The 25,394-nt window shown below is 64.1% G+C and carries 24 protein-coding genes; 4 read left to right on the forward strand and 20 right to left on the reverse strand.

Features of this window, described 5'->3' with window-relative positions; all coding sequences use genetic code 11:
* Positions 1-194 precede the first annotated feature (194 nt).
* Positions 195-1,082 (reverse strand): LysR family transcriptional regulator, encoded by an 888-nt coding sequence (locus BGI01S_RS27490; protein ID WP_042329559.1) that lies wholly within the window; start codon positions 1,080-1,082, stop codon positions 195-197.
* 172 nt (positions 1,083-1,254) lie between these two features.
* Here BGI01S_RS27490 and BGI01S_RS27495 point away from each other — a divergent pair, with 172 nt between their 5' ends.
* The 3 genes from BGI01S_RS27495 to BGI01S_RS27505 all read left to right on the forward strand — a co-directional run bounded on the left by BGI01S_RS27495 (position 1,255) and on the right by BGI01S_RS27505 (position 3,789).
* Positions 1,255-2,004: an electron transfer flavoprotein subunit beta/FixA family protein gene (locus tag BGI01S_RS27495; protein ID WP_042329587.1), complete on the forward strand. Its 750-nt coding sequence runs from the start codon at positions 1,255-1,257 to the stop codon at positions 2,002-2,004.
* Between the two features lie 21 nt (positions 2,005-2,025).
* Positions 2,026-2,988 (forward strand): electron transfer flavoprotein subunit alpha/FixB family protein, encoded by a 963-nt coding sequence (locus BGI01S_RS27500; RefSeq protein ID WP_042329560.1) that lies wholly within the window; start codon positions 2,026-2,028, stop codon positions 2,986-2,988.
* A gap of 432 nt (positions 2,989-3,420) precedes the next feature.
* Positions 3,421-3,789: a response regulator gene (locus tag BGI01S_RS27505; RefSeq protein ID WP_042329561.1), complete on the forward strand. Its 369-nt coding sequence runs from the start codon at positions 3,421-3,423 to the stop codon at positions 3,787-3,789.
* Between the two features lie 215 nt (positions 3,790-4,004).
* Here BGI01S_RS27505 and BGI01S_RS27510 read toward each other — a convergent pair whose 3' ends face one another.
* From BGI01S_RS27510 to BGI01S_RS27575, 14 genes are all read right to left on the reverse strand, one after another.
* Positions 4,005-5,390 (reverse strand): MFS transporter, encoded by a 1,386-nt coding sequence (locus tag BGI01S_RS27510; protein WP_042329562.1) that lies wholly within the window; start codon positions 5,388-5,390, stop codon positions 4,005-4,007.
* A 343-nt stretch (positions 5,391-5,733) separates the two neighbouring features.
* Positions 5,734-6,543 carry an HpcH/HpaI aldolase/citrate lyase family protein gene (locus BGI01S_RS27515; RefSeq protein ID WP_042329563.1) on the reverse strand — a complete coding sequence of 270 codons (810 nt, stop codon included), beginning with the start codon at positions 6,541-6,543 and terminating at the stop codon, positions 5,734-5,736.
* The gene (locus tag BGI01S_RS27520; RefSeq protein WP_042329564.1) at positions 6,540-7,928 is read right to left on the reverse strand and encodes an MmgE/PrpD family protein; all 1,389 of its coding nucleotides are present in this window, start codon (positions 7,926-7,928) and stop codon (positions 6,540-6,542) included. The genes BGI01S_RS27515 and BGI01S_RS27520 overlap by 4 nt, the downstream gene beginning before the upstream one ends.
* A gap of 82 nt (positions 7,929-8,010) precedes the next feature.
* Positions 8,011-9,189 carry a CaiB/BaiF CoA transferase family protein gene (locus tag BGI01S_RS27525; RefSeq protein WP_042329588.1) on the reverse strand — a complete coding sequence of 393 codons (1,179 nt, stop codon included), beginning with the start codon at positions 9,187-9,189 and terminating at the stop codon, positions 8,011-8,013.
* 26 nt (positions 9,190-9,215) lie between these two features.
* Positions 9,216-10,379 carry an acyl-CoA dehydrogenase family protein gene (locus BGI01S_RS27530; RefSeq protein WP_042329565.1) on the reverse strand — a complete coding sequence of 388 codons (1,164 nt, stop codon included), beginning with the start codon at positions 10,377-10,379 and terminating at the stop codon, positions 9,216-9,218.
* A 40-nt stretch (positions 10,380-10,419) separates the two neighbouring features.
* Positions 10,420-11,262 carry an HTD2 family dehydratase gene (locus BGI01S_RS27535; RefSeq protein ID WP_042329566.1) on the reverse strand — a complete coding sequence of 281 codons (843 nt, stop codon included), beginning with the start codon at positions 11,260-11,262 and terminating at the stop codon, positions 10,420-10,422.
* A 154-nt stretch (positions 11,263-11,416) separates the two neighbouring features.
* Positions 11,417-12,235 (reverse strand): citryl-CoA lyase, encoded by an 819-nt coding sequence (locus BGI01S_RS27540; RefSeq protein WP_042329567.1) that lies wholly within the window; start codon positions 12,233-12,235, stop codon positions 11,417-11,419.
* 82 nt (positions 12,236-12,317) lie between these two features.
* A complete protein-coding gene (locus tag BGI01S_RS27545) occupies positions 12,318-13,187 on the reverse strand; it encodes a MaoC/PaaZ C-terminal domain-containing protein (protein ID WP_042329568.1) in 870 nt (289 codons plus the stop codon).
* A 7-nt stretch (positions 13,188-13,194) separates the two neighbouring features.
* Positions 13,195-13,986: an enoyl-CoA hydratase/isomerase family protein gene (locus BGI01S_RS27550; protein ID WP_042329569.1), complete on the reverse strand. Its 792-nt coding sequence runs from the start codon at positions 13,984-13,986 to the stop codon at positions 13,195-13,197.
* Positions 13,983-15,116 (reverse strand): lipoate--protein ligase family protein, encoded by a 1,134-nt coding sequence (locus BGI01S_RS27555; RefSeq protein WP_042329570.1) that lies wholly within the window; start codon positions 15,114-15,116, stop codon positions 13,983-13,985. The genes BGI01S_RS27550 and BGI01S_RS27555 overlap by 4 nt, the downstream gene beginning before the upstream one ends.
* Positions 15,113-16,285, reverse strand: coding sequence for a phenylacetate--CoA ligase family protein (locus tag BGI01S_RS27560; RefSeq protein WP_042329571.1), 1,173 nt, complete (start codon positions 16,283-16,285; stop codon positions 15,113-15,115). Before BGI01S_RS27560 ends, BGI01S_RS27555 begins: the two co-directional genes overlap by 4 nt.
* 61 nt (positions 16,286-16,346) lie before the next feature.
* Complete coding sequence (locus tag BGI01S_RS27565; RefSeq protein ID WP_042329572.1) at positions 16,347-17,543, reverse strand: acetyl-CoA C-acetyltransferase; 1,197 nt, start codon at positions 17,541-17,543, stop codon at positions 16,347-16,349.
* Between the two features lie 26 nt (positions 17,544-17,569).
* Complete coding sequence (locus BGI01S_RS27570; protein ID WP_042329573.1) at positions 17,570-18,874, reverse strand: acetyl-CoA hydrolase/transferase family protein; 1,305 nt, start codon at positions 18,872-18,874, stop codon at positions 17,570-17,572.
* Between the two features lie 2 nt (positions 18,875-18,876).
* Positions 18,877-19,782, reverse strand: coding sequence for an SDR family NAD(P)-dependent oxidoreductase (locus tag BGI01S_RS27575; protein ID WP_042329589.1), 906 nt, complete (start codon positions 19,780-19,782; stop codon positions 18,877-18,879).
* 186 nt (positions 19,783-19,968) lie between these two features.
* Between BGI01S_RS27575 and BGI01S_RS27580 the strand changes: the two genes are divergently transcribed.
* Complete coding sequence (locus BGI01S_RS27580; protein ID WP_042329574.1) at positions 19,969-20,871, forward strand: LysR substrate-binding domain-containing protein; 903 nt, start codon at positions 19,969-19,971, stop codon at positions 20,869-20,871.
* A 23-nt stretch (positions 20,872-20,894) separates the two neighbouring features.
* Here BGI01S_RS27580 and BGI01S_RS27585 read toward each other — a convergent pair whose 3' ends face one another.
* The 5 genes from BGI01S_RS27585 to BGI01S_RS27605 are packed head-to-tail and all read right to left on the reverse strand — an operon-like array spanning position 20,895 to position 25,372.
* Positions 20,895-21,596, reverse strand: coding sequence for an ABC transporter ATP-binding protein (locus BGI01S_RS27585; protein WP_042329575.1), 702 nt, complete (start codon positions 21,594-21,596; stop codon positions 20,895-20,897).
* Positions 21,589-22,317 (reverse strand): ABC transporter ATP-binding protein, encoded by a 729-nt coding sequence (locus tag BGI01S_RS27590; protein ID WP_042329576.1) that lies wholly within the window; start codon positions 22,315-22,317, stop codon positions 21,589-21,591. Before BGI01S_RS27590 ends, BGI01S_RS27585 begins: the two co-directional genes overlap by 8 nt.
* Entirely contained in the window at positions 22,304-23,260 is a 957-nt protein-coding gene (locus BGI01S_RS27595; RefSeq protein WP_042329577.1) for a branched-chain amino acid ABC transporter permease, read from the reverse strand. Before BGI01S_RS27595 ends, BGI01S_RS27590 begins: the two co-directional genes overlap by 14 nt.
* Complete coding sequence (locus BGI01S_RS27600; RefSeq protein ID WP_042329578.1) at positions 23,257-24,129, reverse strand: branched-chain amino acid ABC transporter permease; 873 nt, start codon at positions 24,127-24,129, stop codon at positions 23,257-23,259. Before BGI01S_RS27600 ends, BGI01S_RS27595 begins: the two co-directional genes overlap by 4 nt.
* Positions 24,130-24,187: 58 nt before the next feature.
* The gene (locus BGI01S_RS27605; RefSeq protein ID WP_052400532.1) at positions 24,188-25,372 is read right to left on the reverse strand and encodes an ABC transporter substrate-binding protein; all 1,185 of its coding nucleotides are present in this window, start codon (positions 25,370-25,372) and stop codon (positions 24,188-24,190) included.
* Positions 25,373-25,394 lie beyond the last annotated feature (22 nt).

The raw sequence follows: 25,394 nt of genomic DNA on the forward strand, positions 1-25,394 counted from the left end.
CCGCGCGCGGGCTTACTGAATGGGATAGACAGGGCATGAGCCAGGCACGGCGCCGCTCAAGACGCGCAGCTGGCACACATAGGGCTGGGGTTCGCCCGCACAGTCACATCGTTTCTTATTGGAAATACCGCGCCCGGCTTGTCAACGCTTTCGACAACGCGTCGAGTACCTCCATGCAACCCGCCAGGGCGCGTTCAAACCGCCGCTATCAACCTGTCGACCAGCACTCGCGCGAACGGCGGCAAGTCCTTGAGGCTGCGCACGCAGATCTTGAGCTTGCGTTCGGCCCACGGATCATTCAAGCCGACGATGGCGATCTGCATCGTCTTCCGGTGCCGCAGCGCGACCGATTCCGGCACGATGCCGATGCCCACGCCCGCTTCGATCATCCGGCACGCGGCTTCGAAGTTGCCGACCTGGATGCGCAGCTTCAGACGCGCGCCGAGCGCATCGGCGGCACTCGTGATGAACGCGTGGATCGCGCTCGACGTGGGCAGGCTCACGAAGTTCGCGCCGAGCACTTGCGAGAAATCGACCGATGCCAGCTTTGCGAGCGGGTGATCGCATGCTGTGACAAGGACCAGGCGGTCGTCGCGATACGGCAGCATCTCCAGATGTTCCGCATGCACATTGCCCGCGACGATGCCGATATCCGTCGCGCTATCCGCCACACCCTTGACGATTTCGCCGCTCAGCACTTCGCGCAGATCGATGTTGACGTCCGGATGATCGCGCAGAAAATGGCTCAGCACGGCCGGCATGAACTCGCTGATCGCGGTCGTGTTGGCCCAGATGCGCACGTGGCCCTTGATGCCTTCGCCGTACTCCTGCATATCGCCCGCCAGATGCTCGACGCGTTCGAGCACGAGCCGCGCATGATGCACGAACGCTTCGCCGGCGGGCGTCAGCGTCACGCCCTGACTGGTTCGGTACAGCAATTTGAAACCCAGTTGTTCCTCGAGATTCTTGACCCGGTTGCTGGCGGCCGGCGCCGACAGATGCGAGCGCTCCGCCGCGCGCGCGAGATTCTGCGTGTCGGCGATATGGAGGAGCAAGCGCAAATCCACGAAATCGAAATGCATGATGAAAGCCAGTGATGAAGCGCCGCTGGGCGCTCGCAAGACAAACGGCAATCTTAACCGGGCGCGAAGCACACGTTCGAAAAAACCGAATTCCCTGCACCGGCGCTCTCTGTCAGAGTGAGGCGGTTCGCGCTTGCTGTCGATGCAGGCGTTTTATTTTGGGGAGAGCGTGTTGAAGATTCTGGTGCCGGTCAAACGAGTGGTCGATTACAACGTGAAGGTCCGCGTGAAGTCGGATGGCACGGGCGTCGATATCGCGAACGTGAAGATGTCGATGAATCCGTTCGATGAGATTGCGGTGGAAGAAGCCGTGAGGTTGAAGGAAGCCGGGCTGGCTAGCGAAGTCGTGGCGGTGTCATGCGGTGTTGCGCAAGCGCAGGAAACCCTGCGGACCGCGCTCGCGATCGGCGCGGATCGGGCTTTGTTGATCGAGTCGAATGAAGAGTTGCAGCCGCTCGCGGTGGCGAAGCTGCTGAAGGCGCTGGTCGACAAGGAGCAACCGTCGCTCGTCATTCTCGGCAAGCAGGCCATTGACGACGATTCGAATCAGACCGGCCAGATGCTTGCTGCGTTGGCTAATCTGCCGCAAGCGACGTTTGCGTCGAAGGTTGTCGTGGCCGATGGCAACGCAACCGTGTCGCGCGAAGTGGATGGCGGCGCCGAAACGCTGTCGCTGACGCTGCCGGCCGTGATCACCACCGACCTTCGCCTGAACGAGCCGCGCTACGTGACGCTGCCCAACATCATGAAGGCGAAGAAGAAGCCGCTGGAAGTGATCAAGCCGGAAGACCTCGGCGTGGACGTCACGCCGCGCCTGAAGACGCTGAAAGTCGCCGAGCCGCCGAAGCGCTCCGCCGGTGTGAAGGTGCCGGACGTGAAGACGCTGGTCGAGAAGCTGAAGACTGAAGCCAAGGTGCTTTGAGTAGAACACGGAGACGACGAAATGACGAATCTGGTAATTGCAGAACTCGACGCCCCGAAGGAAGCCCCCGCGGGGGGCAACGCGTCGATCAAGGCCGCGACGCTGAACACGATCGCGGCGGCGCAGAAGATTGGCGGCGATATTCACGTGCTGGTCGCGGGTCACAACGTGCAGGCTGCGGCTGATGCCGCGGCGAAGATCGCAGGCGTTAGCAAGGTGCTGCTGGCCGACGCGCCGCAACTCGAAGCGGGCCTCGCGGAGAACGTCGAAGCGACGGTGCTGAACATCGCGAAGGACTACTCGCACATCCTGGCGCCGGCGACCGCCTACGGCAAGAACATCACGCCGCGTATCGCAGCGAAGCTCGACGTCGCGCAGATCAGCGACATCACCGCCGTGGATTCGGCCGACACGTTCGAACGTCCGATCTACGCGGGCAATGCGATCGCAACGGTGCAAGCTCAAGATCCGATCAAGGTCATCACGGTGCGTTCGACCGGCTTCGATGCAGTGGCAGCCGAAGGCGGCAACGCGACGGTGGAAAAAATCTCAGCCGCCGCAGACTCGGGCATCTCGCAGTTCGTTAGCCGTGAAGTGACGAAGCTGGACCGTCCGGAACTGACGTCGGCGAAGATCATCGTCTCGGGTGGCCGCGGTCTGGGCAACGGCGAGAACTACACGAAGGTTCTGGAACCGCTCGCCGACAAGCTGAACGCGGCGCTCGGCGCATCGCGTGCGGCCGTCGACGCGGGCTTCGTGCCGAACGATTATCAGGTCGGCCAGACCGGCAAGATCGTCGCGCCGCAACTGTACGTGGCCGTCGGCATCTCGGGTGCGATCCAGCATCTGGCCGGGATGAAGGACTCGAAGGTGATCGTCGCGATCAACAAGGACCCGGAAGCGCCGATTTTCAGCGTCGCCGATTACGGTCTCGTGGGCGATCTGTTCACCGTCGTGCCGGAACTAACGGCCGAAGTCGACTGATGCAAGCGACAGGCGCGGCGTGTTCATCGTCGCGCCTGGTCGATGAATCGTTGGGCTTACGCCCATCTCAGTTCGAAAGCCCATGCGATAGATGCTGCGATTACCGGTAACGGTTGAATCGCTTACCTCGCATAGCCATGCGTCGTGCTCGATTCACGGCGCGGGTCCGCTGCACTGTCCACTACGCAAGCGCGCACTCCCCGCGCAGACACCCCCTCTCAGCCGCGTTGAGCAACTCAACGACAGCCCACCCTCGACACGCCAACCCAGTCTCGCGTACTCAAATCCCGACCATCGGGCACATCCCTTGCTCTATCAGTCGGCTCGACCGGACAAGACGAGCACGACCGTCCGGTTTGCAATCTCTGTCGACGCTAACGCGATGCGCTCGCGACGACCGCACCCCAACCCAATTTTTCAGGCATAAGCATCATGAGTCGCGTTTTACTCGTGGACGATCAACCCGAGGCATTGTCCGCGTTACGTGCCGTACTGGTCGGCCGTGGCTACACAGTGGCCACGGCGGCGGACGGCGTCGAAGCATTCGAACGATTGCAGCGCACGCGCGTCAGCGCTGTCGTGTGTGACTGGCGCATGCCTAACATGGATGGCGCCGAGCTGATCGAATCGATGCAGGCCACGAGCGGACTCGCGTCGGTCCCCGTCATCCTGACGAGCGGCAGCGGCGAAGCACCCTCGTTGCCGATGAAGGGCTTTCTTCGCAAGCCGTTTGCGCTGGATAAGCTGTTGTCGCTGCTCGCCGAGTGCGAAAACAGTGCGGCAACTCCAAGCATTTGCTGAACAGACAGCCTTGCCGCTCGCGCACGACAACGGGGCAAGCAGTCGAGACAACGGGCACGCGTGCGCGATAGCGAGGCATGGCTTTGCGCGGCGCTCGCGTCGAATCGCGCTCCTGCCTGCGTCTTCCTCCTCAGAGAAAGACGCTCGCCGTTGACGGCTCGGCTCGGCCCGATCAACAGGCCGTCTTCAGGCATTCGCGCATTTCCCTCGCACCGCTACGCCGATTTCTCGATCAACTCGCCACGCGGCGTCAAATCGGCATCGGGAGAGATATCCTCCAGCGTCTGCTGACTGGTCTCGATCCGCAGCGCCAGAATCGCGACGCTGAGCAGAAGCAACACGCCGCCGACCATCGTCAGCACGCCGGTCACACCGAATCGCGTGTACAGCAGCAATGCGACGTAAGGCGTGGACATCGACGCCGCGCGTCCGCACGTTCCCGCGACACCGGTTCCGCGCAACCGATGCGCGGTCGGGAACAGCTCCGGGATATAACCGAACAGTCCGAGCGTGCAGACCGTATAGATCGCCGTCACCAACGCGAAGCCCACCACCGAGATCGCCGCCGGCGAGCGCATCTGCACGTACACGAAGCCGAGCAGAATCGTCACGAGCGAGAACAGCACGATGCCATTGCGACGCCCGAGCCGGTCGGTCACGAGATAACCGACCACCGCGCCGGCCGGCGCACCGAACGACATCAGCAGCACGAATCCGAGCGACTGCACGATCGTCAGCCCTTCCTTCACGAAGAACGTCGGCAGCCACGCGACGAATCCATACAGCGACATGTTGATCGCCATGCAGGTCAACGCCGCCACCAGCGTGCGGCCAATCATCCCGCGCGCGAACAGCGCCGAGAACGGCGCGGCCGGCACCTCGTGACTGACCACGCGTGCGACTGGCGGCAACTTGCCGACGCGCGCTTCGACTTGCCGCTCGATCGCCGACACCGTGGCCTCGGCTTCGTCGAGCCGCCCGACCGTTTCGAGCCAGCGCGGCGACTCCGGCATCCGATGCCGCAGAAACCAGACGATCAACGCACCGAGCCCCGCAATCGCGAACATGTAGCGCCAGCCGAGATGCGGAATCACCCAGTACCCGATCGCGGTCGCGCCGAGCAAACCGGAGTTGATGATCAGCGCGAGCAGCGCGGTCCAGCGTCCGCGTGTGGCGGGCGGCACGAATTCGCACAGCGTGCCCGCCGCCACCACGAGTTCGGCGCCCAGCCCCACGCCCATGATGAAGCGCAGCAGGATCAGCCAGTAGATGTTCGGCGCAAAGCACGCGGCAAGAGACGCGACGCCGAAGATCGCGAGGTTCGCCTGATACGAATAGCGCCTGCCGAAGCGGTCGCCGAGATAGCCCGACAGACCGGCGCCGATCATCATGCCCATGAAGGTCGCGGAAATGAAGAACGAGCCGAGCCGCAAATCGGTGAAGCCGCTCTTGACCATCGCCGCGAGCGCGCCGTTGGCCAGATAGATATCGAATGCGTCGAGGAAAGCGCCCGCGCCGATCAGGCCGAGAATGTTCCAATGGAAACGGGTGATAGGCAGGCGGTCGAGCCGCGCGCCGGAATTGACTGTGACGGTTGCCAAACTTTGTCTCCTTCCTGAAAGGCCGCACGCGGTGGTCCGCTTGCGCAAAACAGTGTCGCGTGGCCGCTTTTTTGTATGCGACGGCTCTGCCGCAGGGTCCCGGATCACACGGGTCAATGTCGCCGTGTCGTGTAGCGCTAAGAGTGCGACAGCCGGCGCGGAGAGGGAATTGGCATTATTGGAAGCCGATGTTTTGTTGCGGTTAACGGCGACGCGGCCAAGCACGACGCCGACCACGCACGGCCAATGCAAAACGGCGCAGTGCATGTCCATGCATTGCGCCGTTTTGCACATCTGTCCTGCACGTTCCGGGCCGGCGAACGCCAAGCATCGCACTCGCTTATCAACCCGCCACGATCCTGCGAGCCTTGAGAATCACCGGCATGTCGACCATCTTGCCGTCCACCGCCACCGCCGCGCCATGGCTGGCCTCCACCGCCGTCAGCACGCGCTGCGCCCACTGCTGCTCCGCGTCGGTCCACGCGTACGCGCGATGCACCGCGTCGATCTGCTTCGGATGAATGCACAGCTTGCCGCCGAAACCGAAGCGCCGGCCGCGCCGCGCGTCGGCTTCGATAGCATCGGCGTCGGTGATGGTGGTCGACACGCCATCCACCGGCGCGCCGATCCCCGCGAGCCGCGACGCGAGCACGATCTGCGAGCGGAACAGATGCAACTCCTCGCCGTCGCCGTCGATACCGAGGTCGATCTGAAAATCGAGCGTGCCGAACAGGATGCGCGGCACGCGCGGCGCGCCGCACAACACCGCGAGATTTGCAAAGCCTCGCGCGGTCTCGACGATCGGCAACACGCTCAACGCCGGATGCGCGTGCGCGAGCACCGCGTCGATCTGCTCGCGCGTCTCGGCCTTCGGCAGCACAATCCCGGCGACGCCGGGCCGGCTCGCGAGCGCGGCAACGTCGTCGCTAAACCACTCCGTATCCGAGCCGTTGGTGCGCACCCACGCGGACCGTGATGCACCGCCCGATACAGCGGCCAGCACGGCCATGCGCGCCGCCGCCTTTTCGTCGGGCTGCACGGCGTCTTCGAGATCGAGGATCACCGCGTCCGCGCCGGCCGCGTGCGCTTTCTCGAAGCGCTCGGACCGGTTGCCCGGCACGAACAGATACGACCGGGGCAGCGCGGCGTTCATGCGGGCACCGTCGCGTGCGCCGTCGCTTCGAATACCGAGCCGACCTGTGTCTGCTCCGCGATATGCCATGCGTTGCCGAGCAAACGCGCCGCATCGCCTTCGGTGGCCGCGCCCGCGAATGCCGCCAGCCGATGCAGCTTGGTCGCGATCTCATCGCGCGAGAGCGTGTTGCCCGGATCGCCCTTCGGTTCATCGACGCGGCCGTTGAAGACGCGGCCATCGGTGGTCGTCACCGTCACCTTGCCGATCCAGCGCGCGGGATACGCGGCATCGACTTCGGCGTCGAAAGCCATCGTGACGTTGTCGCGGAACGCGGCAATGGCGTCCGCGTCGAAACCCTGCTCGAATTCGGTCACGCCCGCATAGCCGTGATGCGCGACGAGCCCTAGCACCGTGCCCATGTTGAACTTCGCCTGATGCACGGTGCGCGGCGTGACGACCGCGCCGAGCACGTCGATCGCGCCTTGGTGCACGTGCGCGACGACCTTCGCTATGTCGCGCGGTGCGAGACGATGTTCCTGCACCACGGCGAGCAACGCGTCGGCGGCGGGGTGCGTGTGACGGCACGCCGCGTGATACTTGAACGAGGTTTCCTCGGTCGCCCAGCGGCTGCCCAGGCGGTCGACGAGGCGCGCCGGATCGGCGTCGCTCGACATGCCCGCCGCCATGCCCTTCGCCCCTTCGAGAATGTGCGTCGCGCCCTTGAAGCCATCGGCGGCGAGTTGCGCGGCCATCAGTCCGTTGGCGGCGGCCATCGCCGTGTGCAATTGCTTCGAGTCGGCGGCGTCGCGCAGAAACTCCCACAGCCCGCTCGCTTGCGTACCGGCCGAACCGAACGCGTCGAGCATCTGCGTCGGCGACAAACCGAGCAGGCGTCCGGCGGTAGCCGCAGCAGCGATCGTGCCGACCGTACCCGTCGTGTGAAATACCTTGTAGTGCGAGCGGCCCAGAAATTCGCCGATGCGGATGCCGACTTCATAACCGGCGACCGCCGCCGCGATGAAGTCGCGCCCCGACGCATGGGCGGCTTGAGCCAACGCGAGCGCCACCGGAAACACCACCGTCGCCGGGTGAAACACGGAGCCGTTGTGCACGTCGTCCTGTTCGGCGAAGTGCGAGGCCGCGCCGTTGATCATCGCCGCGAAATACGGCGTGGTGCGGCTGCGGTCGATCAACACTTCACACGGCCCCTGCTGCGTCGCGCCGGCCGCCTGGCGAGCGAAGCGTGCAATGGTTTCAACGGGCCGTGCGCCCTTACCGGCCAGGGCCGAGCCGAGCCAGTCGACGTACAGATTGACGGTGCGCTCGACCACCGCGTGCGGAATACTGTCGAAGTCGAGCTGCGCGGCGAAGGTGGCAAGCGTGAGACTGGGATGATCGTTCATGAGCGTGCGGGGGTCGGGTTCGTTCGGGGTTTGTTCGGATTGCCGGCATGGCGTCTTCACACGCCGGCACGAAAAGACAGGTTCAGATCGTGCCGGCCGCACGCAGCGCGTCGATGCGCGCGCTGTCGTAGCCGAGCTCGCGCAGGATCGTTTCGGTATGCTCACCAAGTGCGGGCACCGGGTCCATGCGCGGCGCGAAGTCGCTGGGCAGACCCGGCGGCAGCAACGCGGGCACCCTACCCGCCGCCGTGCCGATTTCCTGCCAGCGCTCGCGCGCTTTCAGTTGAGGATGCGCCCACACGTCGCCGAGCGTATTCATTTGCGCGTTGGCGATGCCGGCCTGATCGAGCCGTTCGATCACTTGCGCGGCGCTCAGCTTCGCAAACGCTGCGACGATCACCTCGCGCAACGCGTCGCGCGCCGACGTGCGTTTCGAGTTCGACGCGAAGCGCTCGTCGATGGCGAGTTCCGGTTGTTCGAGCACGCGCTCGCAAAAGAGCTTCCATTCGCGCTCGTTTTGCAGTCCGAGCATCACGGTCTTGCCGTCGCCGGCGGGGAACGGTCCGTACGGATAGATCGTCGCGTGCGCCGCGCCCGAGAGCGCGGGCGGTGACTGACCGTCGATCGCGTAGTAGAGCGGATAACCCATCCACTCGACCATGCTCTCCAGCATCGACACGTCGATGCGGCAGCCGCGCCCGGTACGGCCGCGCAACAGCAACGCGCTGAGGATGTTCGAATACGCGTACATGCCGGCCGCGATATCCGCGATCGAACAGCCGGCCTTGGCGGGCGCGCCCGGCGAACCGGTGATCGACAGAAAGCCGGATTCGCTCTGAATCAGCAGGTCGTACGCCTTCTTGTCGCGATACGGGCCGTCGGCTCCATAGCCGGAGATATCGCAAACAATCAGCTTCGGGTACTTCGCGCTCAACGCGTCGTAGCCGAGACCGAGCCGCTCCGCCGCGCCGGGCGCGAGGTTCTGCACCAGCACGTCGGCGTCGGCGACCAGCGCGTCGAGAATCTCCGTTGCTTCGGGCTGCTTCAGATCGAGCGCGAGACTTTCCTTCGAGCGATTGGTCCAGACGAAATGCGACGACAGTCCATGCACGCGCTCGTCGTAGCCGCGCGCGAAATCGCCGACGCCGGGTCGTTCGATCTTGATCACCCGCGCGCCGAGATCGGCGAGTTGACGCGTGCAGAACGGCGCGGCGATCGCGTGTTCGAGCGTGACGACCTTGATACCGTCGAGTGGTCTCATGTGCATGTCAGCCTTCTGCCTGGATGTCAGAACGAACGCGGCAGCCCGAGAATATGCTCGGCCACGTACGAGAGAATCAGATTGGTCGAAATCGGCGCGACCTGGTACAGGCGCGTTTCGCGGAACTTGCGCTCGACGTCGTACTCGCACGCGAAGCCGAAGCCGCCGTGAAATTGCAGGCAGGCGTTGGCGGCTTCCCACGACGCGTCGGCCGCGAGCAGCTTCGCCATGTTCGCCTGCGCGCCGCACGGTTGATGCGCATCGAAACGACGCGCCGCTTCGAAGCGCATCAGACTGGCCGCTTCGACGTTGATGAACGAACGCGCGATCGGGAATTGCACGCCCTGGTTCTGGCCGATCGGACGGCCGAACACCACGCGCTCCTTCGCGTACTCGGTGACCTTGTCGACGAACCAGTAACCGTCGCCGATACATTCCGCGGCGATCAGCGTGCGCTCCGCGTTCAAACCGTCGAGGATGTATTTGAAGCCCTGCCCTTCCTCGCCGATCAGATTCTCAGCGGGGATTTCGAGGTTGTCGAAGAACAGTTCGTTGGTCTCGTGATTGACCATGTTTAGAATCGGCTGCACGGTCAGGCCATGACCGATTGCTTCACGCAGATCGACGATAAAGATCGACATGCCTTCCGACTTCTTCTTCACGTCGGACAGCGGCGTGGTGCGCGCGAGCAGGATCATCAGGTCCGAGTGCTGCACGCGCGAGATCCACACCTTCTGTCCGTTGATCACATAACGGTCGCCGCGCCGCTCGGCGGTGGTCTTGATCTTCGTCGTGTCGGTACCGGTGGTCGGCTCGGTCACACCCATCGATTGCAGACGCAAGTCGCCGCATGCGATCTTCGGCAGATACTTGCGCTTCTGCTCTTCCGAACCGTGGCGCAGCAGCGTACCCATGTTGTACATCTGGCCATGACACGCGCCCGAGTTGCCACCGGCGCGATTGATCTCTTCCATGATGACCGACGCTTCCGTGAGCCCCAGCCCCGAGCCGCCGAAATCCTGCGGAATCAGCGCGGCCAGCCAGCCGGCCTTCGTGAGCGCGTCGACAAACTCTTCCGGATAACCGCGTGCTTCATCGATCTTGCGGAAGTACTCGCCGGAAAACTGCTGACACAGATCGCGCACCGCTTCGCGAATGTCCTGAAACGAATCCTGTTGCGTGGTTTGCATAGTCGAATCTCTTGGAGTTCAGCCGATATTCAAGCGACGTTCAGGCCAGCGCGGCCGTCGCGCGCATGGTCAGATAGCCTTCGTGGTCTTTGGCCCATAGCTCGATGGTTTTGCCGTCGGCCGACGGCTGGCCGCACACGGTGAAAGGTTGCCCGGCGAAAGTAGGACGCAGCGCCCTGAACGCGAAACTTTGCAACGTGGCGTCTGGCAGTTCGCGGCGCACGAGGTCGACGAGCAGCGTCGCGATCAACGGACCGTGAACGATGAGCCCCGGATAGCCTTCGACCTGCGTGACGTACGGGTAGTCATAGTGAATGCGATGGCCGTTGAAGGTCAGCGCCGAATAGCGGAACAGCAGCACCGCGTCGGTGTCGATCGTGCGGCGCCACGTTTCGCCTTGCGGCGCGAGTTGCGGTTGTTGCGGCCGCGCGCCTTCCTGCGGCGCGTCGCGATAGACGATGTCGTGCTCTTCGTCGATCTTCAGTTCGCCGCCCGCTTCGATCGTGTGCTGCACGGTGACGAACACGAGGCGCCCCGAACGGCCAGTCTTGTCCTCGATATTGGCGATGGTCGACGTGCGCGTGGCGCGCTCGCCCACTTTGAGCGGCGCATGAAACGTCAGCCGGCCGCCCGCCCACATGCGGCGCGGCAGCGGCACCGGCGGCAGAAAACCGCCGCGCTTCGGATGACCGTCGGCGCCGACTTCGGCCATCGCCGCGACCGGCAGAAAATACAGCCAGTGCCACAACGGCGGCACCGTATCGCCACTTTCTTCGCGATCGAGCGTGGCGGCCAGCGCCGTCAGCGGAAAGGCGGTGATGTCGTCTTCGGTCACCGCCTCCTTGTTGAGCCAGTCGTCGAGTTTCTCTGAGGCCGCGGACATGGGCGAAGTCTCCGGATACGCGTGTTGAGCTTGTAGGCCCTACTATGAACGACGCGGTGCGTTCCGCGAAGTTCGCATTTTCGAATCGGGCCTTTGGTTTTGCTTAAGGCGCGGGGCGAGCGGGCGGTTGGTTTCGCCCATTGGCCCTTGACGATCAGCCTTCGCGCAGATGGGCCGACGCTTCGTCCTCGATGCGTTGCCAGATCTCGATCGCCATCGGCTTTTCGCCTTCTTCCATGATATGACCGACGAGGCCGATCGCGCGCGCCATCACGCCGAAGCCGCGCACGATGCGCCACGGAAAACCGAACTCGCAACAGATCGCACCGATCGCGCCGGTCGCGTTGATCGGCAGCGACTTGCCCGACACGCGCTCGGCCTCGGCGCCGATCAGTTGCATCAACTTCACGTACTTGCCGGACATGCCGTTCTCCGCGGCGAGCTGGAACAGACGCGGCGTACGCGGATCGATCGGCTTATGCAGCGGATGCCCCAAACCGGGCACGCTGGCGCCGCGTGCGCGATAGGCGGCGACGGTATCACGTGCGATCTGTTCGAGCTCAGCTAGCGCGGCGCCGCTTTGGCCGTCTTGCCGCGCGTCGTGCTGAGCATCAGGCAGCGCCTCCGACAACATCCGGCACGCGCCCTCCATACTGCCGACGAATACCGACCCCAGCCCGCACAATCCCGCCGCCACGGCCGCCTGCAACGATTCGGGCGCGCCCGCGTACGTCATGCGCGCGGCAATCGCGCTCGGCGTCATGCCATGCTCGACCAGTGTGATCAGGATCGCGTTGAACATCGCGGACTGCTCGCGCGTCGCGGCCTTGCCGGTCAGTTGCAGAAAAGCGAAGTCGCCGAGATTCATGTGACCAAGCACTTCGTTGGGCAAATCCTTGCCGCGCACGACGATGCGATCCGGCGTGCTGTAGGCGATATTCGAACGAATCAGCGGTTTGGGCGTTCTGGACATGATGATCGTGAATCCTGTGAGCGGTTGTCGATTCGATGAAAAGCGGCTGGCCCGCGCGGACGAATGCACGCTGAGCGAAGCCTCATTGCAATTCCGCGCGCCCGTTGTTGAGCACGAGCACGTCGCGCTCCAGCACGCGCGAGCGGAAATTCACCACGCCGTCATCGAGCCAGAGTTCAGTGCGGATCGTTTCGCCAGGATAAACCGGCGCGGTGAAACGCGCGTACAGCGACGCCAGTTTCTCGGGTTTGGCTGCGCAAGCGGTCTTCAGCACCGCGTGGCCAGCCACGCCCCACGTCGCGAGACCGTGCAGAATCGGCCGCTCGAAACCCGCCGCGCGCGCGACGGCCGGGTCCGCGTGCAGCGGATTGTCGTCGCCGGAAAGACGGTAGATCAACGCCGTCTCGGGCCGCGTGGGCAAGTCGCAGATCGCGTCCGGTGCGCGCTCGGGCAGCGGCGGCGGACCGGGCAGCGGCTCGTCGGAAGGCTGACCGTTCGCGCTGAAGCCGCCATCGCCGCGACAGAAGTTCAGCTGCTCGACGGTGGCGAGCAACTCGCCGCTGGCTTTGTCGACGACGCTGCGTTCGATCAGCACCAACGCGCCCTTGCCCGGGCCCTTGTCGACGATGCGCGCGACCCGCGAGCGTCCGACGATAGTCGCCGCCGCCGGCAACGGCCGGTGAATCCGCAACCGCTGCTCGCCATGCAGCAACTTCACCCAGTCGATACCGGTGCCGGGATGCCGGGCCCAGAAGCCCGGATAGCCGAGCACGACGGCGAAGGTCGGCGGCACCCGCAGTGCCTTCTCGTAGACGAACGGCAGGTCGTCGGGATCGAGCGGATCGTGGCCATAGCCGAGGCCGAGGCTATAGAGGATGGCGTCGCGTTGAGTGTAGGTTTGCTCGATGTCTTCGAACGGCCAGTTGCGCAGCGTGTGATAGTCGATCGTCATGAGGGGCTCAGGCGGGGGGCCACTGGAAGAGCGGCGTCGTTTTGTCCTTGAAGCGCTGCACGGCTTCGCGATGAAATTCGGTCGAGAACGCGATGCCCTGCGCGGCCGATTCGAGGTCGAGCATCGCGCGCAAATCCGCACCGAGCGACTGGTTCAACGCGCGCTTCGCGAGGCCGAACGCAACCGGCGACGCGCCCGCGAGGCTGGCGGCGATCTGCGTCGCTCGTGCGCGCAGCCTGTCCTGCTCGACGATTTCGAATACCGCCCCAATGCGCTGCGCCTCTTCGGCTTGAATCTCACGCGCCGTGAATACCAGGTCTTTCGCACGAGCCAGCCCGACGACGCGCGGCAGCGTGTAGAACGCGCCGCAATCCGGCACAAGGCCGACCTTCATGAACGGCATGCAGAAACGCGCGCGCGGCGTCGCGAGCACGAAGTCCGCCGCCAGCGTGAGACTGAAACCCGCGCCATACGCGACACCGTCGACGGCGGCGATCACCGGCCGGTCCAGATCGAGCAGCATGGCGACCCAGCCGTGCAGATCGTCGAGACGATTGCGCCCCTCCTCCGCGCTCGCGACGTTCATGCCGCGCAAATCGCCGCCCGCGCAGAAGTCCTGGCCTGCACCACATAGCACGACCGCGCGGATCGAGCGGTCCTGGCGAATCGCGTAGACGGCCTCGCGCAACGCGATGCGCATCGACATGTCCAGCGCGTTCTTCTGCTGCGGACGGTTCAACGTCAGTGTCGCGATGCCGGTTTCGGCATCGACGTCGTACAGCAACGCGGTCTCGCTCATGCCGTGACCTCCGCGTGATCGAGACTGGCCAGCGCAAGGTCGAGCGCTTTCAACAGATGCGCCGCTTCGACACCGGCGAACTCGACGTCCTCACGTTGCAGAAACGCGTTGATGTGGCGCTCGCACGCCTCGCGCGTGGCGGGCAAACCGGTGAACCCTTCTTCGAGCCAATCGACCGAGCGGATCGGCCGTGGATGCCAGTCGCCGTTGACGATCGCGCGCATCACCAGACCGTCGCGCACCAGCAGGCTCAGCCAGATCAACCCCGCGGGCGCTTTTTCGCGGCCCCGCCCGATGCGGTCGCCGACGCGCATCAGCGGGCCATAACGCACGGCTTCGCTCTTTTCGTTAAACCAGGCATCGCTCGTCAATTCGCTCGCGAACTGCCGGGCCAACGCTTCTTCATGCGCGACCAGCGTGCCACCGCCCTGCAACGGCGCGCCGTCGAACGCGCGGCGCATGCACGCGTCGACCCACGCGATCAATTCATCGTGCCTGATCGAGCGATCCAGCTCCTTTTCCAGAAACGTGTAGCGCGAGCCAATATCCTTGTGCTTCTTGTCGCGCGTTTTCTCGGGCGCGAGTGGCATCGCTTGCGCGGCGATATCGGTGTTGATCGCCTTGATGTTCAGCAGAATGCGGAACGTCAGCACGCCGCCTTCGATTTTCAACGACGTCGCGACCAGTTTGCGACCATCGATTTCGACATCGTTCAACGGACGATACGACGCAGACAGATCGAACACTTCGCGCAAACTGTCCGCGACATGGCCGAGGATCGTCGGAAACGCGACCGCCGCGGTGGGTGGCACGCCGGGCACGCTGGTGGGCAGGTAGAGCGCGAGAAACGCCGAGCCCTTGCCCGCATAGATCGCGCCGCCGCTGGTCTCGCGCCGCCGCGTCAGCACACCATTGCTGCGGCAGAACGCGAGATCGAGCACCTGCTGCGGATCTTCGTTGACGCCGATCGTGATGCTGTCTTCGTTGAAGATGTTCAGATACACGGTGGGCGGCGCGAGTCCTTCGGCCACCGCGCGCTCCACGGCCGGCGAAATCGAAATCGAAAAGTCCGCATAGCTATGATGGCCGACGATGAAACGCCAGGGCGTGCGGTTCGCTTCACTGCTCATGCTGTGCTCCTTTGATCGGTAACGAGATGCGTGCCGTCGAGCTTCGCAACCGCTTCGATGGCATCCGCGCTGATGAGGGTCTGCTGTTTGAAGCGCACGGCGACTGCGTCGAGCGCGGCGGGCGCGGGCGTGCCTTCGATCTGCAGGCTCAGGTGATCGCCGCCGCTGGGCTTGCGCGACACCACGAGCCGGTATGCGCCGCTCAGTCCGTCGATGCCGAGCAGCACCGTGCGCAACTCGGATGGATAAACCTTGACGCCCTTGATCTTCAGCATCGAGTCGGCACGGCCGAACACCACGCGCGGCAACGACACCGTGCGTCCGAATAGCGGTTCGGTCTCGCGCAGTACCGTGAGGTCGCCGGTGCGATAGCGCACGAGCGGTTGCAGTTCTTTCTTCAGATGCGTGAGCACGAGCTCGCCGCGCTCGCCTGGCGCGACCGGTGTGCCGCTCTCGGGATCGATCACTTCCGCGTACAGCAATTCATCGAAGACATGCACGCCGGTGCCGCCCGGAAAGGTCCGTGCAACCGGCAAACATTCGGATAACGAAAAGCTGTCGATCAGCAGTGTGCCCGGCATTGCGTCGCGCACGCGCCGATATAACGCTTCGTTGCCGGTGAATGCTTCGCCGCCCGCGAAAAACACGCGCGGCAGCGGACAGCCCGCTTCGATCAGCTTGAGCGCATGCGACGGATTGCCGGCCAGCACCGTCACACCGCAACGGCGCGCGATGTCGGCGGCGCGTTCGGTTTCGCCGGGACCGTGCGGAATGCACGCGACGCCGCGCGCTTCCATCTGGCTCTGATAGAACAGCCCCGCGACGAACAGGTGATAGCCGAACGTGACCATGCACACGTCGCCGGCGCCGATGCCGCACGCGTCGAGATGCTGGCCGCACGCGGCGTCGATTGCGCGCAGGTCGGCGGCGCTGTGCAGGATCGGCACCAACGCGGCGCCCATCGGCGTGAGATGCACGCGCACAGGCGGCACGTGCGGCGCAAACGCCCCATAGCCGGGACGCCCCATTTCAGCGACCAGTTCCGCGCGCGACATCAACGGCACGCGCGCGGCGAACTCATCTGTGCTCGTTACGTGAGACGGCAGGCGTCCCGCGTAGAACGGGTGCTCGCGCAGCCGCCCGAGTTGCGCGTTCAATCGATCGAGCATGTCTCCTGCTCCTGTTCTGTTTTGATTGCGTGTTGTGACTGCGCGCTGGATGCGCAAGCGCTCAGGCCCGTTCGAACACCGCCGCGATGCCCTGCCCGCCACCGATGCACATCGTCTCCAGCCCATAGCGGCCTTTGCGCCGCTGCAACTCATGCAGTAGCGTCGTCATGATCCGCACACCGGTTGCGCCGATCGGATGCCCCAGCGAAATACCTGAGCCGTTCACGTTCAGCCGCGACTCGTCGTGCCAGCCCCAGCCCTTCAGCACGGCCAGCACCTGGCAGGCGAACGCTTCGTTCAGTTCGACCAGGTCGAGTTGATCGAACGTGAGGCCGGTCTTCTGGAACAGCTTCTGCACGGCGGGCACGGGGCCGATGCCCATCGTCGCCGGCTCGCAACCAGTGGCGGCCCAGCCGACCAGGTAACCGATCGGCGTGAGACCCAGTTCTTCGAGCTTGTCTTCCGCGACGATCAGACATGCCGCCGCCGCGTCGTTCTGCTGACTCGCATTGCCGGCGGTCACGGTGCCGTCCTTCAGCAAGGGCCGCAGTTTCGCGAGCGATTCGAGCGTCGCGTCGCCACGCACGCCTTCGTCGCGCGAAAAACTCAGCGAGTCGCCCTTGCGTTGCGGCACCTGGACGGACACGACTTCGTCGGCGAACTTGCCCGACTCCCATGCGGCCTTCGCGCGCTGATGGCTGCGCAGTGCATACGCGTCCGCTGCTTCGCGCGTGATGCCGTACTGCTTCGCGAGGTTCTCGGCCGTCTCGATCATTCCGGAGATGTAGCCGAAGCGCGCTTCCGGCTGCGAACGCTCGCGGCCGCGATCGAGCCGGTCGTGCAGTTTCACCGAGCCCGCGCGCGAACCCCAGCGCATGTCGGTGCTGTAGTACTCGATGTTGCTCATGCTTTCGACGCCGCCCGCAATCACCGCATCCGCTGCGCCGCTTTGCACCATCATCGCGGCCGTGACGATCGCCTGAAGGCCGCCGCCGCAGCGCCGGTCGAGCTGCATGCCGGGCACGTGCACCGGCAATCCCGCTTCGAGCGCGGCCCAGCGGCCGACGCACGGCGTCTCGCTGTTCGCATACGACTGCGCGAACACGACGTCTTCGATACGCGCCGGATCGATACCGCTCTTCGCGAGCGTCGCGCGAATCGCGGAGGCCGCGAGGGCTTCGACGGGAACCGGCCGCAGGCTGCCGCCGAACGTACCGACCGGCGTGCGAACCGGTGCGACGATCGCTGCTCGTTTCATCTGGAATGTCCTTGTGCGTTGGAGTGTCATGAGGGGAGGGCTTCGCGCGGCACGCCACGCAGGCCATGCGCGCAATCATGCGAAGCGGCGGCGAGCGCGTCGCGCGCTTCGGGCGGCGCGATGTCGAGCATGCGCCGCACGCGTTGTGCGAGTGAAAGCCCGCGCAGATCGGCCACGCCGTATTCGGTGACGACGAGGCCCACGTCGCTGCGCGGCGTACTCACCGGCCCCGAGAGTCGCGCGACGATGCGGCTGCCATACCGCGAACGCGCGGGCAATGCGACGATTGGCAAACCGCCGCGCGAACGGGCCGCGCCGCGCAGAAAGTCGACAGCACCGCCCACTGACCCGAGGTACTGGCCGTTGGCCACTTCGGCATTGACCTGCCCGGTGAGGTCCACTTCGATCGCCGAGTTGATCGCGGCAAAGCGGTCGATCGCGGCCAGCACGTCGATATCGTGCGTATAGGCGGTCGAGCGAAATTGCACGGCGGAGTTGCGATGCGCGAAACCGTAGATCTTGCGGCTGCCCATCATCGTCCCCGCGACGGTCACGCCGCGATCGTTGCGCTTCTTCGCATTGGTGATGACGCCGCGCGCCATCAGGCTTGCGACCGCGTCGCCGATCGTGCCGCTATGAATGCCGAGATCGCGACGGTCGGCGAGATGCGCGAGGATCGTTTCCGGCAATGCACCGAGGCCAAGTTGCAGCGTGGCGCCGTCTTCGACCAATGCCGCCACGTGCTGCGCGATACGGGCTTCGATCTCGCCCGGCATCGCGCGCGGCGCGTCGAGCGGCGCACGGTCGGTGTGAATCAGTGCGTCGAAATCCACCTTGCGTAGCGCACGCTCGCCGTAAGTCCAGGGCGCCGCGTGATTCACTTCGGCGATCACAACGCGCGCCGAGTCGATCAACGGCAGAAGATACTCGTGCGCGATGGAGAGGCTGTAATGGCCGTCGGCATCGGCCGGTGCAACTTGCAGCAACAGCACGTCGACTTTGAACGGGCCGCTAGTCAACGTGCGCTCGAACGCCGAGTAGTGTGCGGGCACGATATCGAGCACGCCCGCGGCGGCCAGTTGCCGATTCGTCCCCGAGCCGCAATACGCGCTCATGTCGATCACGTCCGCGTGCTGCGGTTGTAGCGTAGACGACCATGATGCGCCGACGAACACCCTGAAGCGTCCGCCAATCGAGTGCCGTTGCGCGGTCAGTGCTTCGGTCAGCGTGCAAGGCTCGGCGCCGCCTTGCCCCCAACACACCGTATCGCCGGGCCGCACATAGCGTGCGAATTCGAACTGCGCCGCGTCGAGTTCGAGCGCATCGCGCATGCTCACACCGGGTCCCAACTGAAGATGTCGGCGGATACGTCGAGCGAGTGGAACGCAGAGCGCAGCGCCGGCATCCCATGCTCAGCGATGCTCGCGGGCGTCCAGCCTTCGCCGCGATGCACGGAACGCACCGGGCGCGGCTGGCTCATCACGAAAATTTCGTTGTTGCGCACCGCGAAAATCTGGCCATTCACGTCGCGCGCCGTATCGCTCGCGAGGTAGACCGCGAGCGGCGCGATCTTCGCAGGCGTCATCTGCTTGATCTTGGCGACGCGCGCTTCCTGCTCCGCCGAATCGACCTTGATCGAACTGATCATGCGGCTCCACGCGAACGGCGCGATGCAGTTGGAACGCACACCGAACTTCTGCAAGTCGAGCGCAATCGATTTGGACAGGCCCGCAATGCCGAGTTTCGCCGCGCTGTAGTTGGCCTGCGCGAGATTGCCGATCAGCCCCGACGTCGACGTCATGTGCACGAACGCGCCCGATCCCTGTTCCTTGAAATGCGTGGCCGCGGCGCGCGATACGTTGTACGTGCCGTACAGATGCACCTTGAGCACCGCGTCCCATTCGTCGCTGCTCATCTTGTGAAAGAAGCGGTCGCGCAGAATGCCTGCGTTGTTCACGACGCAATCCACGCGACCGAATACGTCCAGAGCGTTCTGCACGATATGCTCCGCGCCTTGCGCATCGGCGACGCTATCGGTGTTGCTGGTCGCGCGGCCGCCGAACGCCGCGATTTCGTCGACCACGCTTTGTGCCGGCCCCGCATTGCGGCCTTCGCCTTCGAGCGTCGCGCCGATATCGTTGACCACCACCTGTGCGCCCTCACGCGCCATCAGCAGCGCGATATCGCGGCCGATGCCGCCGCCCGCGCCGGTTACGATCACCACCTTGCCCGCCATCATCTGTTGCGTCGTCATGCGTGTCGCTCCTCGCTGTCTCATGTTTCGATGCAGCTTGACGCATCGTTCGCGCGAGGACAATTTGGATATGCCGAAACCCCAATTCGGCTAGCATTAACCCGTACTTCGCCTAATGTCGCAAAGCGCGCGACGGCGCAATAATGGGCTTGCCCTCCAACGGACATCTCCATGCATTTCGATCTCGTCGATCTCAAGCTCTTCATTCACATCGCGGAAGCAAGCAGCCTGACTCGCGGTGCGGAACGGGCACACCTGTCGTTGCCGGCGGCGAGCACGCGGATCAAGAATCTCGAAGAGCAGGTGAAGGTGAAGCTGCTGAGTCGCACGAGCCAGGGCGTCACGCTAACCGCGCCGGGCGAAACACTGCTGCTGCACGCACGGCGCGTGTTCCAGCAACTCGAAAAACTCACCGGCGATCTGCAGGAGTACGCGCAAGGCGTGAAGGGTCACGTTCGCGTGTTCGCGAACACCACTGCGATGAGCGAGTTTCTGCCGGCGGTATTGCGCACGTATCTCGTGAATCATCCCGATGTGTACGTCGATATGCACGAGCGTCTGAGCCCGGACATCGTCAAAGCGGTGCAGGAAGGCACGATCGATATCGGTATCGTTGCGGGCAACGTGCGCACCGAGGGACTCGAGGTGATGCCTTACCGTCGCGATCGCCTGGTGCTCGCGACGGCATTGAGTCATCCACTTGCGCAGCACAAGAAGATCGATTTCGCCGCGACGCTCGACTACGATTTCATCGGACCGCCCGAAGCGAGTGCGATCTACGGCTTCCTCAAGCGCGCATCGGCGGACTTGCAACGCGCGATGCGCTGGCGCATTCAGGTGAGCAACTTCGAAGCCGCATGCCGGATGATCGAAGCGAACATCGGCATCGGCGTACTGCCCGAAGGCACTGCGCGACGCCACGCACAAACCATGGCGCTGCGCATCATTCCGCTCACCGACGAATGGGCGGTGCGCAAGCTGCAAATCTGCGTCGCCGATCGTCAGGCGCTGCCGCTGTTCGCCCGCAAGCTGGTCGACCTGCTGGTGGCCGATGGAATCGGCCGCCTCGAATAGACGCTTCCGAATGAGCGCTTCTTTCAGCGCGCGAAATACATGTCGTGCAGCGTGTCCACGTCGACCTCGGCCGCGCGCGCGGACAGCGTGACCTTGCCGCCCTGCATCAGATACACCTGATCGGCCACCCGCAGCGCCATATTGGTGTTCTGCTCCACGAGCACGATGGTGCGCCCCTCGGCCTTCAGACGCGCGAGAATCTCGAACACTTCCTGCACCACGACCGGCGCGAGCCCGAGCGACGGCTCGTCGATCAACATCAATTGCGGCGACGACATCAGCCCGCGCCCGAGCGCCAGCATCTGCGCCTGTCCGCCGGATAACGTGCCCGCCGGCAACGCACGACGCTCCTTGAGCAACGGAAACAGCGCGAACACTTCTTCGAGCTGAGTCTTCGCGGCGCCGCGGCGCGCTTTGGGAAACGCGCCGAGCATCAGGTTCTCTTCGATCGACATGTCGCGGAAAATCATCCGTCCTTCCGGCACCATCGCAATGCCGCGCTCCGGCAAATCCCACGTCGGCACGCCAGCCAATGACGCGCCGTCATAGACGATCTGTCCGCGCTGCAGCGGCAGCAAGCCCATGATCGCGCGCAGCAGCGTGGTCTTGCCCGCGCCGTTCGGCCCGACGATCGTCGTCACTTCGCCTCGCGCCACGTTCAGCGACACGTCCCACAGCACGTTGATCGCACCATAGCCGGCTCGCACCGCGTTCATTTCAAGCATCGATCACCTCTCCGGTATAGCTCTTCACCACCGCCGGATCGCGGAATACTTCGGCGGGCGGACCATCGGCGATCAATTGGCCGAAGTTCAGCACGCACACGCGACGGCATAGATTCATCACGGTTTCGATGTCGTGCTCGATGATCAGGATTCCGACCTGATAACGCTCGTGCACGTCCATCAACGTTTTCATGAAGCGGCGCTTGCTGGCGGTTTCTAGTCCACCGAGTACTTCGTCGAGCAGCAGCAGTTTCGGCGCTGTCGCGAGCGCCTTCGCGACTTCGAGCGCCTTCAGTTCGGTCAACGCAAGCTCGGTGGCCGCGTTGCGTTCCGCTTTGCCGCTCAGATCGAGAAACGAAAGAATCTCGTCGATGCGCGCGTGGTCCACCTGTCCCGCGCCGAAGCGTTGCGCGACGATCAGATTCTCGCGCACCGTCAACTCATGCATCGGCTGCGGCACCTGGAACGTGCGGCCGATGCCGAACCGCGCGCGGCGATGCAGCGACGTCTTCAGCATATCCGCGCCTTCGAAGCTGATCGAGCCTTGCGTCGGCCGCACGAGCCCCGAGATCGCATTGAAGAGCGTGGTCTTGCCCGCGCCGTTCGGACCGACAAGACCGACGAGATCGTTCTTGCCGACTTCCATCGACACGTCGTTGACCGCCGTGATGCCGCCAAAGCGGATCGTCACGTTGCGCAGTTGCAGTTCAGCTTGCTGCATACGCACCTCGCTTGGGCTTTTTAAACGCCATCGCTGTAAGCCCGCCAGGACTGACGATGATCATCGCCACCAGCAGCATGCCGAGCACGATCTGATGCCCGGTGGGCAGCAAGTTCTTCAGGATCAACTGATCGACCAGATACACGACGACCGCGCCGGCCAATGGTCCGAAGATGGTCCGATAGCCGCCGAAGATCGCGGCGATGATCGGCACCACCGCCCACGACGAATTGAATGCGTAGTCCGGTTCGAGGAAGTTGATGTAGTGCGCGTTGAATGCGCCGACAAGACCCGTCATCAGCGCGGATAGCATCAGCATGGAGAGCTTGAGCATCACGCTGTTCACGCCGACTACGCGCGTCGCGTCTTCCGATTCGTGCATCGCCCGCAACGCGAGACCGATGTAGCTGCGCCGCAGGAAGTGATACGCAAGCGCGAACGCCAGCACGAGCGTGAGGATCACCAGGTAACCGCCGGTCTTCGAGCCGAAGTCGAAGCCCGCCACTTTCGGCAGGCTGGGAATGCTCGACAGGCCGCTCGAACCACCGGTGAGACCAGAGAACTGCGTCGCGAGAATGCGGAAGATCTGCGCATACGCGAGAATCGCCAGCGCGAAATAGGGGCCCTTCAGGCGCAGCGCGGGCAGCATCGCGAGCGACGCGACCACTGCGCCGGCACCGCCCGCCAGCATCGCGGGGAACACGGGCCAACCGGCCTTGAGCGTCAGCAACGCCGAGATATACGAGCCGACGCCGAAGAACGCGCTATGCCCAAAGCTCACCATGCCGCCGAGATTGCCGAGCAGCGCCCAGGCCAGCGCGACGCCGGCAATCGTCAGCGAGGCAACCGCGAGACTCATCAGATACAGATCATGGCCGAGCGCGAACGGCACGCCGAAATACAGCGCCAGCACGAGCACGGCTAGCGAGAGATTGCGGGTCATCCTCTTCTCCAGGCAACGCCGAACAGACCGTTCGGCAGCACATACAGCACCAGCAGAAACAGCAGCATGCCCGCCAGTTCCTGCAACGCCGAGCTATACAGCGTGACGGTCAGCGCCTCGGTGATGCCGAGCAGCATTGCGCCGAGCAGCACGCCCGGAATCGAACCGACACCCGCAAGCACGGTGATGATGAACGCCTTCACCGTCATCGCCTCGCCGATCGAAGGCTGGATCGCGCTGCTCGCGTACATCGCCACGCCCGCGCACGATGCCAGCACGCCGGCCACGAGAAACGACACGAGTTCGGTCTTTTTCGGATTGATGCCCATCAGCCGCGCGGCGTCGCGATTGCTGGAAATGGCGCGCACCGCGCGGCCATACCACGAGTGCGAAAGCCACCACCACAATGCGCCCATCAGCACGACGCTGATCCCGAACGACAGCAGTTCACTGCGCATGCTCAGCACGTTGCCGAGCATCACGCTGTCCTGTAGCCACGCGGAATTGGTGGAGCGTACGTCGGCGCCCCAGATCAGCAGCACGCCGTTAGTCAGGATGATGCCGAGCCCGTAGGTGAGAATCAGCGAGTTCAGTTCGCGATCGCGCGCAATCTTGCTGACCAGAAACCATGCCGCGCCGGCCGCCGCGCACACCACCGGAATCGCGGCCGGAATGGCGAACACCGGATTGATGCCGAGGCGCGTTTCGAACGAATACGCGATATACGCGGACAGCAGCACCAGTTCGCCGTGCGCAAGATTGATGATGCGCATCGCGCCGAACACCAGCGCGAGGCCGAGCGCGACGAGCGCATAGGCGCCGCCGACCAGCACGCCGGAGTAAAGCGATTGCAGGATCAGATCGGTCATGACAACTCCTCGGTCGGCATGGAGGTGAGCAAACGCGGGGCGCGTTGCGAATGCGGCGTCACCACGGCTGCGCCGGATAGTTGAGCTTGCCGGTGGCCTTGTCCTTCGGCCAGATCACGACCACCTTGCCGTCCTGAATCTGCGCCATGTTGTTCAGGAACGCGGGGTTGTCGCCCTTGCTGTCGAAACGCACGGTCCCGATCAGTGTGTCGAACGGTTGCGCGCGCAGTTCAGTGGCCACGCCGCCTTTCTTCAGTGTGCCTTTGTCGGCCGCACTCGCGAGCGCCTGGAACAGCACCATCGACTGCACATAGGAGAACTCGGCAAGATAGTCCGGGTCCTTGCTATAGGCCTTCTGATAAGCGGCGACGAATGCCTTGCCTTCCGGCGACGCGAATTGCACCGGATGCGGCAGCATCGCATTGCCGACCGTGTTGTTCACGAGGTCCGGAAACTCGCTCACCATCTTCGGCGTGGCGAGCGACCAGCAGCCGACCACAGCCTTCAATGGCGGCTTGAGCACTTTGGCCGCGCGCAGAATGCCGATGTAGTCGTTTTCGTAGCCCATCATCACCATCACGTCGGGCTTGTCCTGCAGCTTGATCTTGTTGACGATCGGCTTGAAGTCGGTCATCGCCGGATCGAACTCGTGCACCGTGACCTTGACGCCTTTCGCGGTGAGGGCGGCGGACACATCTTTGGAAAGATCGGTGGTCGCCTGCTTGGTCGACGAGACGATCGAAACGGACTTCACGTTCATGTCGGTCAGCAAGCCGACCATCGCTTTCGAATAGCCGGACGCGGGGCCCACGCGAAAGAAGTTCTTCAGTCCGCGCGAGGTCATCGCGCTATCCACGCCGCCCGACGTGATGTACACGAGCCCGGCCTTGTCGGCCGCTTCGGATGCGGGGCTCACCGAATTGGAACCGTAGCCGCCGGTAATCGCCAGCACGCCTTGCGACGCGAGCTTCTCCACTGCCGACACGGCTTTGGCCGGCTGCGCTTCGTCGTCGACAATCGTGAGCTTGACCGTGTGCTTGCCGTTGCGTTGGTTGAACACGTCGGCGGCGACCTTGATGCCTTCGAGCTGCGCGTTGCCGGCGCGCGCCATGCCGCCGGTCAGCGGCAATTCCACGCCGACCGGCAACTCGGCGGCTTGTGCCCACGCTGCGAGCGCGAGCGTTGAGATGGCGGCGACGGTTTTGATCGATGCGGCCAGTGGCGCGGCAGTGCTGCGTTTCATGCGTGTCTCCATTGTCTTTTTT

This window comes from Paraburkholderia ginsengisoli NBRC 100965, from assembly GCF_000739735.1.
GTDB classification, from domain to species: Bacteria; Pseudomonadota; Gammaproteobacteria; order Burkholderiales; family Burkholderiaceae; genus Paraburkholderia; species Paraburkholderia ginsengisoli.

Bases quoted from the DNA above. Each gene is read 5' to 3' on its own strand.
- BGI01S_RS27490 (WP_042329559.1), bottom strand. From the start codon at position 1,082: ATGCATTTCGATTTCGTGGATTTGCGCTTGCTCCTCCATATCGCCGAC.
- BGI01S_RS27500 (WP_042329560.1), top strand. From the start codon at position 2,026: ATGACGAATCTGGTAATTGCAGAACTCGACGCCCCGAAGGAAGCCCCC.
- BGI01S_RS27505 (WP_042329561.1), top strand. From the start codon at position 3,421: ATGAGTCGCGTTTTACTCGTGGACGATCAACCCGAGGCATTGTCCGCG.
- BGI01S_RS27515 (WP_042329563.1), bottom strand. From the start codon at position 6,543: ATGAACGCCGCGCTGCCCCGGTCGTATCTGTTCGTGCCGGGCAACCGG.
- BGI01S_RS27520 (WP_042329564.1), bottom strand. From the start codon at position 7,928: ATGAACGATCATCCCAGTCTCACGCTTGCCACCTTCGCCGCGCAGCTC.
- BGI01S_RS27525 (WP_042329588.1), bottom strand. From the start codon at position 9,189: ATGAGACCACTCGACGGTATCAAGGTCGTCACGCTCGAACACGCGATC.
- BGI01S_RS27530 (WP_042329565.1), bottom strand. From the start codon at position 10,379: ATGCAAACCACGCAACAGGATTCGTTTCAGGACATTCGCGAAGCGGTG.
- BGI01S_RS27535 (WP_042329566.1), bottom strand. From the start codon at position 11,262: ATGTCCGCGGCCTCAGAGAAACTCGACGACTGGCTCAACAAGGAGGCG.
- BGI01S_RS27540 (WP_042329567.1), bottom strand. From the start codon at position 12,235: ATGTCCAGAACGCCCAAACCGCTGATTCGTTCGAATATCGCCTACAGC.
- BGI01S_RS27545 (WP_042329568.1), bottom strand. From the start codon at position 13,187: ATGACGATCGACTATCACACGCTGCGCAACTGGCCGTTCGAAGACATC.
- BGI01S_RS27550 (WP_042329569.1), bottom strand. From the start codon at position 13,986: ATGAGCGAGACCGCGTTGCTGTACGACGTCGATGCCGAAACCGGCATC.
- BGI01S_RS27555 (WP_042329570.1), bottom strand. From the start codon at position 15,116: ATGAGCAGTGAAGCGAACCGCACGCCCTGGCGTTTCATCGTCGGCCAT.
- BGI01S_RS27560 (WP_042329571.1), bottom strand. From the start codon at position 16,285: ATGCTCGATCGATTGAACGCGCAACTCGGGCGGCTGCGCGAGCACCCG.
- BGI01S_RS27565 (WP_042329572.1), bottom strand. From the start codon at position 17,543: ATGAAACGAGCAGCGATCGTCGCACCGGTTCGCACGCCGGTCGGTACG.
- BGI01S_RS27570 (WP_042329573.1), bottom strand. From the start codon at position 18,874: ATGCGCGATGCGCTCGAACTCGACGCGGCGCAGTTCGAATTCGCACGC.
- BGI01S_RS27575 (WP_042329589.1), bottom strand. From the start codon at position 19,782: ATGATGGCGGGCAAGGTGGTGATCGTAACCGGCGCGGGCGGCGGCATC.
- BGI01S_RS27580 (WP_042329574.1), top strand. From the start codon at position 19,969: ATGCATTTCGATCTCGTCGATCTCAAGCTCTTCATTCACATCGCGGAA.
- BGI01S_RS27585 (WP_042329575.1), bottom strand. From the start codon at position 21,596: ATGCTTGAAATGAACGCGGTGCGAGCCGGCTATGGTGCGATCAACGTG.
- BGI01S_RS27590 (WP_042329576.1), bottom strand. From the start codon at position 22,317: ATGCAGCAAGCTGAACTGCAACTGCGCAACGTGACGATCCGCTTTGGC.
- BGI01S_RS27595 (WP_042329577.1), bottom strand. From the start codon at position 23,260: ATGACCCGCAATCTCTCGCTAGCCGTGCTCGTGCTGGCGCTGTATTTC.
- BGI01S_RS27600 (WP_042329578.1), bottom strand. From the start codon at position 24,129: ATGACCGATCTGATCCTGCAATCGCTTTACTCCGGCGTGCTGGTCGGC.
- BGI01S_RS27605 (WP_052400532.1), bottom strand. From the start codon at position 25,372: ATGAAACGCAGCACTGCCGCGCCACTGGCCGCATCGATCAAAACCGTC.